Genomic DNA, 13,254 nt, shown 5'->3' with positions numbered 1-13,254 from the left:
CACGATAGAGCTGTATAGCGCACTACCGTGTCGGATCTCGTGATTTTGTACGTCACCCCTGCATGATCAGCACTTTTGCGTGGATTTCTAACACGATGCGAGACAGTGCATCAAAGTTCTCAGTACCGTTAGCCTCGATGAGGTCACCTTGGAAAGTAGTCAGGCGTTCGTGAGAGACGTGAGCATGATCAATTGCTTGCGAGACTGTAGCGTCAGCCGACTCCATGATCTCTGGCATTGTTACTTCACTAGCCGACATTTGCCAAAGTTCGAGTAGCTGACGCGGAATCGAAATCGCATGGAGTACGCGGTCCATGTATTTGGCGATGTCTGCAGCAAATTCTTGGTAGGTTTGGGCGTCCTTCTGAATTGTCTCGACGTCAGCCATCAAGACGGAACTGAGCATTTCTAAGGATTCTAGCCGCTCACGTATCTCGCGTTCTTCTGGTGTTTCATTCTTGGCAACATCGAACACTTCGCGCGTCACAAATCCGGGGGCTAAGCCTGGGACGCCGATCTTAGCGTCGTATCCAGTGTCGATCAGTTCCGCAATGAAAATGCCACACATATCGGAGTGCAAACGCGATAGTGCTATATGGAATCGGGTCTGCGCAATATGCGAATTCAGTGCAGTGATCTTAGAGATTAATGAGTTGAGGTATGTCCGGGTAACACCTTGCATCCGGTTCCACACCAACAATGGTTCAAGGGTTGTGGCTAGTGCTGGATTACCTTCGCCGAGTTGTGTGAACTCATGCGACACTGCAGACATTTTCTCCATGTCGTTACGTACATGTTCAACGACGGCGGTCAGCCGCTCACTCATCCGCACAAGTTCGTCTTGGTGACGCATCCACGTATCCAACGTGTCGTGCTCGTTGTGGACGGCGAGGAGCATGTCATGAAGTTGGGAGTCCCCGTCACGTTGCGGGAATTTCGCACCGGCAGCTTCTCTGATGGCGACTTCTTCTGGTAACGAACGGGTTTGGAAATCTTCATATGATTCGATTCCGATTTCACTGAGTGCCTGTGCTAGAAATGGTACGGCGGCTTCGGCGGCTTGCCGACGGTTGAGTCCGCCGTCGATCAGGGACTTTTCGTGGTCAAGTACGCGAGCATAGACGCCACGAATCTGCGCGAAAACGTCCTCGCGCATGGGCCGGGCACGCACGGATAAGTATCCACCACCAGGCAACGGAGTGATAGTTGCAAACACATCGTATTCGGATCCATCACCAGCTAAGTTGAGCATATACGCCGCGAATGGCTTGCCTGTTTCGAGATTGTCCCATACTAGTTTAAAAACAGAGGCAGGCATATCTGGGTGGCGAACGATGTTATGCGGTGCGCCATGCAACTGATCGACGTCGTAACGTGATAGCCGGGCAAAGACGTCGTTCGAAAGTTTGATAACGCCTTTTGAGTCCGTAGTGGAAAAGAACAGTTCGTGTGGAGCGACGTTTTGGATTTCTCCAGTAGGTTCAGGTTTCACGTAAATCTCCTTGAGGAACGACGGCGATGCCAAAGCCTGACAAGTTTTCATTTTACCAGTTTGCTAACCGACGGGTATGCTCGGCGCTGTTCGGACCCCAAATTTTAGGGCGCACCAGAAACTATGTGGGAGGTGCTCGCTAGACTGTAGACATGAAGTTTTTACATACATCTGACTGGCATTTAGGCCGTACTCTACATGGCGCGGATTTATACGATGCATTTATTTTGTGGTGTGATCACGTCGTGGAATTGGCACGCACACGCAGCCTAGACGCAGTGCTTATTGCCGGCGATGTATTTGACCGTGGAATTCCGCCTGTTTCTATGGTCCAGGTATTATCGGAAACCTTACAGCGGCTTTCTCAATACACGACGGTCATTCTTACCCCTGGCAATCACGATGCGCCCACTCGGCTCGGATTCACTGCAGGATTGTTGAAAGACGAAGTTGTTATTGCATCAGATCCACGGCTATCAGGTAAGCCAATTGATATTTGTCGCGATGGCGGGCTCGTAGGGCAAGTGTATGCATTGCCCTATTTAGAACCGGATGTTGATCGTGTACGGTTAGCGGCTGATTCTGAAAAACCATTGGCGCGCAGTCATGAAGCGGTTGTTAGCGCAGCTATGGGGCTAGTCCGTGAGGATATTGTGGCTCATCCAGATGTTGATGTTCCGCGCGTTGTGATGGCTCATGAGTTCGTTGTAGGTGGTGAACCATCAGATTCCGAACGCGATTTGCATATCGGTGGTGTTGATAGTGTTCCCAGCGCAGTTTTCGATGTCAGCGTTGATGGAAAATCAATGATCGATTACGTTGCACTTGGGCATTTGCACGGACCACAACAAGTGAGCGAAAAACCGTTAATGCGTTATGCGGGTTCCCCTATCGCCTTCTCTTTTTCGGAGGAGCACCACCATAAATCCGCTGTGATTGTCACGATTGATAAGCCAGGCGATACTCCGGAAATTGAGCTTGTACCAGCACCTATCTATCGCCCGTTGGCAACTATTCGCGGTAAATTTGAAGAACTTTTATCAGAACAATTTACCGGCTACCGTAATCATTTTGTTCGAGTTTACGTCACCGATATTGATCGTCCACCTCGAATGGTTGCCCGGCTTCGCCAACGTTTCCCGCATCTACTTGAAGCTCATCACGATATTCCGCTACACCACATACAGACACAAGAAATATCGCTCTCTCGCACTCGGCCGATTGATGTGTTAACCGAATTTTTCACCAGCGCTGGTGGCCGTGAACTACATGCTAACGAACGGGACTTAATTATTTCGCAGTGGGAAAATCTAACCAAGGGAGAAAACTGATATGTTGTTTCGTCGCTTAGTTATTGACGGCGTTGGCCCTTTTGGCGGACACCATGAAATCGATCTTGACGCTCTTACCGCTGGCGGATTATTCCTGCTCGAAGGCCCAACCGGATCAGGGAAATCGTCCCTCATAGATGCCATAGTTTTTGCACTTTACGGCAACCCGGCAGGGGCGAATTCAGACTATAACCGAATCCGTTCTACGCACGCTGAGGAAACAAAACCATCGCGCGTAGAGCTCGTTTTTACGGTCAGTTCCGGAACCTATCGAATCGAACGGATGCCCCGTTGGGATAAACCAAAGCGTGGTGGGGGCACAACTCAAGTCTCAGAAAAAGCAAATTTAATTCGGCTCTCCGAAACAGCTATAGAAGAAGGCCAATGGAGTAACGGTGAAGTTCTCGCTACCGGAGCTCGCGAGGTCGGAACTGAGCTGACCACTATCTTAGGATTAACCCGGGAACAGTTTGTTCAAACTGTTGTTCTGCCACAGGGCCAGTTCGCAGATTTTCTGCGTCTGAAGTCCGAAGACCGGTCTCATCTTCTGGAAACACTTTTTAACACCCGCCCGTATCGAGATTTTTCCCAAGCTTTACATCAGCAAGCGCTGGACTCAACACAGCGGATCGACAAAGCGAGACTTGCTATTTCACAAGCGGTGGCAACATGGTCTGGCAATTCTGCCGTTTCACAGTGGGAACACGTCATACAAGACTTAGTTGATAGCCTCACTGAACCTGATGATGCTCGATTGCTAGAGTTTCTAGACCAACGAGATCAAGAACTACGTGTCACTCAAGTTGCCACACAAGAAAATCTCACTCATCGGGTGAAAGAACTCGAAGATGCAACAACAGCTCTTGCTGATGAAAAAAGACGTTCCGAAAATCTCCAGAAACGCGCCGATTATATAGTGCAGAAAGATAAACTCGACAAACAGCGTTTCGAGATTGAGGAAGACAAAAAACGTATTGCTCAACATCATCGCGCAGTGGTGCCAATGGAGCGTCTGAAGGTACTCCATCATCTTAAAGACGATGTTCATCAGCAACAAGAAAGCGTCAGTTCTGCGCTGTCCAAAATCGACTCATCTTTAGTTATTTATGGAACATCAGATACCACCGATTTAGCATTGCTGTCCTTTGAGGAAACAACGCAAAACATTGAATCCCAACTCGAGGAGTATCGCGAACGAGTTGTGCATTTGCAACAGGCAGATGCACTTAGTAACAATGTCCGCGCTCGGGAAGAAAACATCAAACAGTCCTTAGCAAAGCGTGACAAGCTCACTAACGCTATAGACAAAATTAGTTCCAAATACAGCGAGCTTCCGGACCAGATAGCTCAAGCTGAAACCGAACTTGAACAGGCTCAATCTAGTGCACTCACGTTACCGAAGATTATTCAAGATATCGATAAGCTTAATGGCATATCTCAAGCTCTAGAAGCATTGACGCAAACACAAGATGGAGTATCTCAAGCAACGGAAAAGCACTCTGATCTTCTCACATCATTTTCTGTCACCAACCAACACTTCCAAGATGTCAATAACCGCTGGATTGCTTCTCAGGCAGCAATATTATCCTTGGATTTAGCAGAGGGTCTTCCCTGCCCAGTGTGCGGATCGTTAGAGCATCCACACCCGGCGCAAGCCACTGCAATTCATGTCGATAAGTCTGATGTGAAATCAGCACAACACGAGTTAGACATTGCACGCAATAACGTAGACGAGTCCAAAACCAAGCTCGCTGCTCTACAAGCACGATGCGAAACACTACAAACGCAGATTGGCGATATAGACGGTGAGCAAATCTCCGGTCAGCTGGCTGATTTAGACAAGCAGCGAAATGTTGCTATGCTAGCTCAACAGCGCGCCAAGGAGCTGACAGAAAGAATCACTCAGCTACGAAGTGAACGCGAAGAGAGTTTTACCGAGCTCACAGAACTGAAATCTACACTAGTCACGCTCAATGAATCATTGGCAAAGGAACAAGAAAGCCAACACCATGATCGCGAAGAAATATCTCGCGCACAAGGCGAAGCCGATAGCATCAGCGAACTCATTACCGATGCTAAGACACACATAACACACCTATCAGATGCTCATCAGGAGCTGCATGATTATGCTTTATTGTTATCGAAATTCCGGCAGTCTAAAGAACTCCTAGAAGAAGCACTCCTAGAAGCTGAACTCTGTCAAAACGAAGCGCAAGAAGCGTTTATCGAACCAGATCAACTAGATTTGCTAACAGATCGCGTCAGTTCCTTCGATTCAGCATGGGCTTATGTCACCACCCAGCTCAACGCTCCAGAGATTGCTAGTCTAACTGGGGATGAGAAAATTGATATAGAGTCGGCCGAAGAACGTTTTAGGCTAGCACAAGAGAACCATCACGAAGCCACTCAAGCCTCAGCACTGGCTAACGATGCAGTTAACACTGCACAGCGTGCTCAAATCGCAGTAACAAAGGCATACCAGCACTGGGCAACTGAAGTGAATAATTCCGGTCCAATAGCTCGATTGGACCAGCTCGCTCAAGCAGGTAAAGCTTCACATACCAACGTCAGCCTACACGTATGGGTCTTAATGCGTCGCTTCGATATGGTGATCGATCATGCTAACGAATATCTTGCTCGTTTCTCGCGCGGTCGTTATCAACTAGTGCGATCTGAAGGAGCTGAAAAAGAACGCAAAACAGGCCTTGGTATATCTGTTATTGATTACGATGCGCACGGCGAAGGAGAAAGCGATATCCGGTCAACACGTAGCCTATCCGGTGGAGAGACATTCTATACTGCGCTTTCACTTGCCTTAGGCCTAACTGATGTAGTCCAACAAGAAAATGGCGGGATCCGAATAGATACCCTCATGATTGACGAAGGATTTGGAACTTTATCCGGCGAAGTACTTGATGAAGTAATGAGCACCTTAACAGAACTAGCTCGGGACGGCCGTAAGGTCGGCATTATTTCGCACGTCGAAGAGCTTAAGTCCCGAATCCCCAATCAGGTTCGTATCAAGCCAACGAAAGGTCAGGGATCTACACTAAGCATTATTAGCTAGTCTAAGCCATCACGGCCTAGACGGTTGCGTTCGCTAATATCGAACCATAGTAATTCGATGTCGCCTGTCGCTAGGAATGCATCTTCATCGCCCTCGATAGCACGCTGAACAAGTTCCTCTGAGCCAGGCGCATCAATATGGAACGATTCCACGTTCTTCCAAAATACCTGCACGTCTAAATCGATTTCAGTTGGTAGATCTGGCTTAGATGCAGGAAGAAGACTGCCATCTGGAACCTCGGCTACGGCAACTATTCGTCGGCGGCGTTCATCCGGGTAGTTATTCAGCAGCCGCAACGAATCGTCTGCTGCAGCTAGCGTTGCTATATATTCGTATGATTCGTTATCCTCATGTGGCACCGACGCTCGTAACGCCGACGTCACTGCATGGACACGACGTGGGGAAACATGGTCAGCTAGTAGCTCGCTGAAAATCATTGGAATGTAGATGCGCATACCTGCATTCTAGCCTCAATCCAGGAACAAACCCGGGCAACATCACGAGAATACCCACTTTTCGGGAAAGAAACAGGCATTGAGCTACCTTGAATCAGCACCTTGTCCAGCCTATTCCTATCATCACGTATACCGAAAATAGGAATATCTCCTATTCCTACTTCCCGTAGAACGTTTTGCGCCTGAAATAACGGACGTGGACCTAAAGCAGTTGACCTCAGCGAGGTCAGGACAACAGCTTCATGCTCAACATGTGCCTCCGACAACGCATCCCAATGTTCAATTAGCCTGCGCAAACCGATTGGTGTAGCAGTAGCAACATGCAGGCGAATATCTGCCTGATCGACGACAGATCGAGTTAAACTCCACCGGTCAAGACGTTCTGCTCTATCATCTAGTCCCCCGGCACTATCTACTACAACACATTCGAATTCTGCGCACAGAACTGACCACAGCCGGTCTGCCACAAACCGCGATATCTCACGCCACCTCTGACCCGTATTCATGCCTGCTAACAAACTAACGTTTCCAAACATTGGCGACAAAGCTGAAAGCATCCCATCAATATCCACTTTGCGGCCTTGATCGATCATTCTCGCCACGCCAATAAGTCCCGAGCTTTCTTCGACGTCGAACAACTGAGCCAACGATGGCGAAAAGTTATCACCGTCACATGCCAAAACGCGATGACGTTCAGATAGAAGCACACTACAATCACGGACAAGTGCAGACCGCCCATGGGACCCTGCTGGTCCCCAGAACACTGTTAGTACTCCATGCGAAGACTGTCTACTGCTTACAAATACATCATCGGAGACAACTGAGGGCTTTCCTAGACCTTTGGTTTCTCTAATGCGGTTGGCGATCTCATGTGGTAGCGGGGAAAGAACATCGACATTGCTCAAATATCGTCTCGCATCGCTATCGCACGACGAACGACTACCAGCGACAAGCGCCACTGCAACATACTGACGAAGCTCAGCTATTGCCGTCATATCTAAACCGTCGAGGTCTTCAGAAACAATGGCCATCTGAGCAACTCGCGCGCGAGCACCTGCTAATACTTCTACTAGATCGGCACATCGTCGTGCAATCAAATGAGTTTGGCTTGTCTCTGCTAATTGGGCCAAAACTGCAGAGTCAAGCTCAGATGGCAAACAAAGTAGAACGCTCATTGTTCATCACTCGAATCAACAATGACAAAACTGTCCCCATGACTTAAAGAATCAATAATATTTGCTACTCCACCACGTGACACTCGAACTTCTACCGTAACTTTCCCGTCCGTCAGTGCTCGGTTCTCTCTAGCTTTCACAAAGGTGGCCTGCTGAGCCACAACCTCGCTATTGCCTTCCTTACTTCGCGGAACGCTCCATATCGTCACCTGATCTCCAGCTTTCATATTCGATGGGATCGGGAGCACAAGTGGCAACGCCAATACTGCCCCACTTTTCTTCCTACTTAATGTTTTAGTAGAAAGCAATTCACCCGTAGCAATCGATCGTTGTGCACGGCTCTCTAGTGGGATGGACATCCCATGCACATAACTCTCAGCAATATTCTGCGGGACTTCCACGAGCCTAAAACTATCTGTATGAAGATCACTTCCCACAGCAATATTCTCAATAGCCTGCGGCACTAGAACTGTCGTAGATGTGCCAGCCAAAGCAGCTCCTGCTACGCCACCGCCTAGAATTAATACCATACCTAAAAGCAAACGTGGATCTCTTACACGTTGCGAAAATTTTTGTAGCGAAACCATGCACATATCTTCTCAAAAAGTATCAAATCGGCATTAAAGTTATCCACAGGTCCCAAACCTGGGGATAAAGTTCTGCGACAAGAGCGAAGTCGTGGGAAAATATGTATATGCAAAAATTTCTTACAATCGCAGACGTTGCCGAGAACCTGAGCGTCTCAGCAGGGCAAGTGCGAACACTTATTAAAAACGGTGAACTCGCAGCTATTCAGGTTGGCGGACGAGGCCAATGGCGTATTTCCGAACAAGCTGTCGAAGACTATATTCAAGCCGGTTATGAGAAAGCTAGAATCAAGATCAATGCCAACGAGTTTGATGACTAACTAACACCATTTTTTATTAACCGATTCCCCGTCTGCTACTGACGGTGGAAATGTGCTTAATCGGCATATAAATTTCTGTTGCAGACTCTCCATTCACCGTAGACATCTCATAGCCTGCCGCCTGCACAGACGCGGACGGCAAAATAACGATATAGTCGCACCCAACTGCCAACAATTCGCCAGACAGAGACTTTCTACAACGATTGACCACGATGTGCGAACCTATTAACCGCCGCAATATTGAGTTTAGCGTCGGGACATACCGTGAATCGTCGGATACTGCGAGACTGAGTCCGCTGAGCTGCCACACATGATTAAGCGATACTATCTCTACTCCCAGTTGAGACCGATAGGTAAACCAGTCCGCTCCAGAGTCGATCAACATCCCCGATAACTCGCGATCGCCAACATAAAAATTCACATACTTCCCAAGTGAGCCACGTATTCTTTGGCTCAAATATACGCTGGCATGTTCAGCCTGAGAAAAATCATCTGCTTCTTCGAATAAGGCCTCTCGATGCTCAGATCGAATCCGAGCTCCGATTCTTTCGATTTCCGTCTGCCATGTCATAAATTACAGTCTAAATACTTACGGCTTCTAGCTTTTATTTTTATCCACAGAAACCTAGCCGGGTATACCCTATTCCGTCTCCTTAAATTCAGCTAAAGAATATTAAACGTAATCAAACATCATTAAATAGAGGATTAGATGATGGTTAAGGGTTTTATTCTCGGAGGCGCAGGATATTTATCCGGCTATGCAGCCTTCCGACTTTGGTCCAGCCAACCTAACCCGTCCACCAATACAACATTAGAATTGTTCGGGTTATGTTGTTTGACGCTTATATTCCTATGGAATAGTTTATCGTATTTATTGCTAGATGTGGGTGAAAATGGGCAATACCGCCACATGTTACAATTCGTTTCACGGTATGGTTCACCTAGAGCTCGCCGCTTAGCGCTCGCGGCCGTACTCATGTATCCAGCACCAGCATATGCAAGCTCGGTAAGCGATCATTCGCCAAACATAGAAACATATGAATACGGCGTTCAAGCTGTACACCATACCCCAGTATCACTTCGCCGGGTTCACCTCAAACCAGCAGTGCTCGATACAAACGTAACAGCACAGCCCCACGTAACAGGACAGCCCGGCATAACAGTGCAGCCCGGCGATAGCCTTTGGTCAATTGCGAAAGAGATCTCTCCACAGTACCCAAATGTTTCAATTACTCAGATTGCAACCAATTTATGGGAAGAGAATAAAGACCTTATTGCGGATCCCAACATAATTCACCCTGGCCAGCATTTCCAGCTTCCCACGTTCCGAAAGTAAACCTCATGTCCAGCGTCCTACACACTTCAGCGGTAAGCTACGAGTCCCCACGCTTCACGACAGTGAATACCACTACACGTCCAGCACTGTCACCTATACTTTCAGACGATCAGCACCTCTCCCATCAGCTGCCGATCTCTTCTCCAGAAGAACCGTACGATCGGCTGTCCATTTTCGTACAAACCCAGCAACCTATCGATTATGACGACGACGATCGCTTTGCTCTCGACCGCCCACTGCCTGCGGACATCGTTCCTGCCACAACCTTCTCCGCACGAATAGTAGGTCAGGCAATTGAAGTATTACACGGTCATCGTCCTGTCCGTCAGCTCCAATCGTGGCTTGCTTCCGGGGTATATCGTGCACTGGTTTGCAGAGCAGGACTAAATCAACGACTACACGGACCGGCACCGCAAACATCGCGCCCGGTCATACGCCGCGTACATGTAAATCATCCACGGCGACGCATCGCCGAAGTCTCAGTTGTTGTCCACGACGGTTTTCGAATAAGAGCAGTGGCATTACGCCTAGAAATACATCGAGATCACTGGATTGTTACCGCTTTAGAAATCGCCTGATACTCACTGTCAACATAACAGTGGTGGGGCATACAGACGACTCTGTATGCCCCACCACCTAGGCTTAATGCGGCTTACTTCTTTTTCTTAGCTGCCCGGCGCTGTGCACGATTCATATGTGGCTCACCAGAGCCTGCTGTTGTTTGTCCATGCACTTCACGACCTTGAGCATTAGTCGCCCGAGCTTGGCCAGATCCATCCTTCGCCGAGGATGTGTATGTCATCTTTGTAGCTGTTGTTGGACGCTTCAAACCAAGAATCTTCTCGGTAGCCGCTTTCGTCGCTTCTGATTTGGAAGCAGCTGCCGCTGCGGCAGCACGCGACACGGCTTGAGCATTCATCAGTGATTCTTGACCAGCCATCACTTCAGCAGCCTCAGCTGCTTCACGTGCAAGACGTTCCGAAGGCAACTCAAATCCCATCAGGAATGTTACTGTTTCACCGCGGATCTGGTCATTCATGGACTGGAACATCTGGTAACCTTCTTGCTTGTATTCAACAAGCGGATTACGTTGAGCCATGGCCCGCAAGCCAATGCCTTCCTTCAGATAATCCATCTCGTACAAGTGCTCACGCCAGTTGCGATCCAAGGTCTGCAACAAGACCTGACGTTCGATGAGTCTCATCTGCTCATCTCCGAGTTCTTCTTCACGTTCTTCATACAATGCATGAATATCTTGTTCGAACTCTTCTCGAACCACATCGGCAGTTAACAGCTTCTGGTCACCATGCTCTTCGATGAATTCAGCAGGAGTAAAGCTTGGCTTGTAGTAGCGACGCATATCCGCCCACAACATGTCCAAATCCCAATCATCGGGAGAGCCCTCAGTATTAGCTGAAACGATATCGTTAATAACAAAGTCCATGAACGACTGGATCTGGTTTTCTACATCGTCTCCAGCCAAAATACGCCGGCGCTCAGTATAAACAACAGTTCGCTGATCATTCATAACGTCGTCGTACTTGAGCACATTCTTACGCTGTTCCGCATTACGGCCATCAAGTTGTGCCTGGGCTTTTTGAATAGCGTTCGCCATCATCTTAAAATCAAGCGGTTCGTCTTGAGCCGAGTTACGTAGCGTATTAACAATTGTGGAGCCGAAAAGACGCAACAGATCATCGTCAAGAGAAAGATAGAATCGAGATTCACCCGGATCGCCCTGACGTCCTGCACGACCACGCAACTGGTTATCAATACGGCGTGATTCGTGGCGTTCTGAACCAAGAACATACAAACCACCAAGCTCGGTTACTTCATCATGTTCTGCAGCAACTTGGTCCTTTGCCGCCTGAAGTATTTCTGGCCAGCGCTCTTCGTACTCTTCTGTATTTTCTTCCGGGTCAAGACCGAGCTTGCCCATCATTTCCAACGCAATATGCTCAGCGTTACCACCGAGCATGATGTCGGTACCACGACCAGCCATGTTCGTTGCCACAGTGATCGCGTGCTTGCGTCCTGCCATCGCCACAACCGAAGCTTCTCGCTCATGCTGTTTAGCATTCAGTACTTCGTGCGGAATATGAGCTTTCTTCAGCAGACTAGATAACAGTTCCGAATGCTCAACCGAGGCAGTACCAACCAAGACCGGCTGCCCCTTGGCATAACGTTCCTTAATATCCTCAACAATCGCTGCGAATTTCAGTTCCGAGGTCGCATAAACGATATCGCGATGATCCACCCGTGCAACTGGCTTATTGGTTGGGATAGGCACCACACCAATATCGTACGTTGAAGCAAACTCCTCAGCTTCGGTCTCTGCCGTACCCGTCATGCCCGAAAGCTTGTTGTACATGCGGAAGTAGTTCTGCAAAGTAATGGAAGCCAAAGTCTGATTTTCGGCCTTGATCTCCACACCTTCTTTAGCTTCAATCGCCTGGTGCATACCGTCGTTGTATCGACGTCCAGGCAAAACACGGCCAGTATGCTCATCAACGATAAGCACCTCACCATCACGCACAATATAATCTTTGTCGCGATGGAACAGTTCCTTGGCCTTAATAGCATTGTTTAAGTAGCCAATAAGCGGGGTATTAACAGACTCGTAGAGGTTATCAATACCGAGCAGATCCTCTACCTTGTCAATACCTGGTTCAAGAATACCCGCGTTGCGCTTCTTCTCATCAACCTCGTAATCAGTATCCCGACGCATCTTGCCCACTGCGTCAGCAAACGCAACATACCAGCGGTTGGCATCGCCGTCGGCCTGACCCGAAATAATCAACGGAGTACGTGCCTCATCAATAAGAATCGAATCAACTTCGTCGACGATAGCAAAGTTATGGCCACGCTGAACCATTTCGCTTTCATCCATCGCCATGTTGTCGCGCAAATAATCGAAACCAAACTGGTTGTTCGTTCCATAGGTAATATCAGCGGCATACTGCTCACGACGCTGCTGCGGAGTCTGACCTTCCAGAATACAGCCGGTCGTCATCCCTAGGAACCGGAAGACACGTCCCATGAGTTCCGACTGATAAGACGCCAAATAGTCATTGACGGTCACGACGTGGACGCCATCTCCCGACAAAGCATTCAAGTACGAAGCCAGCGTCGCCACCAAGGTTTTACCTTCACCGGTTTTCATTTCGGCAATGTTTCCCAAGTGGAGAGCCGCGCCACCCATAATCTGCACATCATAGTGACGCTGACCGAGGGTACGCACCGAAGCCTCACGTACTGCTGCGAATGCATCCGGCATCAGCTCATCAAGAGTCTCACCTTGCGCTAACCGTTCCCGAAGCTCACCGGTGACGGCTTTGAGTTCATCGTCAGTCATGTCTTTGTAGACATCCTCGAGCAAGTTTACTTGCTGGGTAATAGCATTCAGCTTCTTAAGGATTCGGCCTTCACCGGCTCGAAGAAGCTTATTGAGAAGATTACGCACGTGCGACTCCTTGGTTCTGGGCGCTGTG

11 protein-coding genes are annotated in these 13,254 nt (G+C 48.6%); 5 read left to right on the top strand and 6 right to left on the bottom strand.

Annotated elements, in window-relative coordinates; translation table 11 throughout:
* Positions 1-52: 52 nt before the first annotated feature.
* Positions 53-1,543 carry a PAS domain-containing protein gene (locus tag KSO86_RS06375; protein ID WP_216379151.1) on the bottom strand — a complete coding sequence of 497 codons (1,491 nt, stop codon included), beginning with the start codon at positions 1,541-1,543 and terminating at the stop codon, positions 53-55.
* Between the two features lie 101 nt (positions 1,544-1,644).
* Between KSO86_RS06375 and KSO86_RS06370 the strand changes: the two genes are divergently transcribed.
* Positions 1,645-2,823: an exonuclease SbcCD subunit D gene (locus KSO86_RS06370; RefSeq protein WP_216379150.1), complete on the top strand. Its 1,179-nt coding sequence runs from the start codon at positions 1,645-1,647 to the stop codon at positions 2,821-2,823.
* Between the two features lies 1 nt (position 2,824).
* Positions 2,825-5,890 carry an AAA family ATPase gene (locus tag KSO86_RS06365; protein ID WP_216379149.1) on the top strand — a complete coding sequence of 1,022 codons (3,066 nt, stop codon included), beginning with the start codon at positions 2,825-2,827 and terminating at the stop codon, positions 5,888-5,890.
* Here the strand turns inward: KSO86_RS06365 and KSO86_RS06360 are convergent.
* The 3 genes from KSO86_RS06360 to KSO86_RS06350 are packed head-to-tail and all read right to left on the bottom strand — an operon-like array spanning position 5,887 to position 8,050.
* Positions 5,887-6,345, bottom strand: coding sequence for a DUF6912 family protein (locus KSO86_RS06360; protein WP_216379148.1), 459 nt, complete (start codon positions 6,343-6,345; stop codon positions 5,887-5,889). The two genes, KSO86_RS06365 and KSO86_RS06360, sit on opposite strands and share 4 nt — an antisense overlap.
* The gene (locus KSO86_RS06355) at positions 6,324-7,520 is read right to left on the bottom strand and encodes a CpaE/TadZ family protein (protein ID WP_216379147.1); all 1,197 of its coding nucleotides are present in this window, start codon (positions 7,518-7,520) and stop codon (positions 6,324-6,326) included. Before KSO86_RS06355 ends, KSO86_RS06360 begins: the two co-directional genes overlap by 22 nt.
* On the bottom strand, positions 7,517-8,050 hold the full coding sequence (locus KSO86_RS06350) for a hypothetical protein (RefSeq protein WP_216379146.1): 534 nt from the start codon (positions 8,048-8,050) through the stop codon (positions 7,517-7,519). The genes KSO86_RS06355 and KSO86_RS06350 overlap by 4 nt, the downstream gene beginning before the upstream one ends.
* A gap of 164 nt (positions 8,051-8,214) precedes the next feature.
* Between KSO86_RS06350 and KSO86_RS06345 the strand changes: the two genes are divergently transcribed.
* Positions 8,215-8,427: a helix-turn-helix domain-containing protein gene (locus KSO86_RS06345; protein ID WP_216379145.1), complete on the top strand. Its 213-nt coding sequence runs from the start codon at positions 8,215-8,217 to the stop codon at positions 8,425-8,427.
* Between the two features lie 16 nt (positions 8,428-8,443).
* Here the strand turns inward: KSO86_RS06345 and KSO86_RS06340 are convergent, their stop codons facing one another.
* Positions 8,444-8,998 carry a hypothetical protein gene (locus tag KSO86_RS06340; RefSeq protein WP_216431956.1) on the bottom strand — a complete coding sequence of 185 codons (555 nt, stop codon included), beginning with the start codon at positions 8,996-8,998 and terminating at the stop codon, positions 8,444-8,446.
* A 339-nt stretch (positions 8,999-9,337) separates the two neighbouring features.
* Here KSO86_RS06340 and KSO86_RS06335 point away from each other — a divergent pair, with 339 nt between their 5' ends.
* Both KSO86_RS06335 and KSO86_RS06330 read left to right on the top strand, forming a co-directional pair.
* Entirely contained in the window at positions 9,338-9,763 is a 426-nt protein-coding gene (locus KSO86_RS06335) for a LysM peptidoglycan-binding domain-containing protein (RefSeq protein WP_216379143.1), read from the top strand.
* Between the two features lie 62 nt (positions 9,764-9,825).
* Complete coding sequence (locus tag KSO86_RS06330; RefSeq protein WP_216379142.1) at positions 9,826-10,341, top strand: Rv3235 family protein; 516 nt, start codon at positions 9,826-9,828, stop codon at positions 10,339-10,341.
* A 74-nt stretch (positions 10,342-10,415) separates the two neighbouring features.
* Here the strand turns inward: KSO86_RS06330 and secA are convergent, their stop codons facing one another.
* Positions 10,416-13,226, bottom strand: coding sequence for a preprotein translocase subunit SecA (secA, locus tag KSO86_RS06325; protein ID WP_216379141.1), 2,811 nt, complete (start codon positions 13,224-13,226; stop codon positions 10,416-10,418).
* Between the last annotated feature and the right edge of the window lie 28 nt (positions 13,227-13,254).

Origin of the sequence: Arcanobacterium phocae (genome assembly GCF_018913465.1) — a bacterium.
Classification (GTDB): Bacteria; Actinomycetota; Actinomycetes; order Actinomycetales; family Actinomycetaceae; genus Arcanobacterium; species Arcanobacterium phocae_A.
Note: the sequence above shows the minus strand (reverse complement) of the source record. Positions and strands in the feature narration are given on the sequence as shown.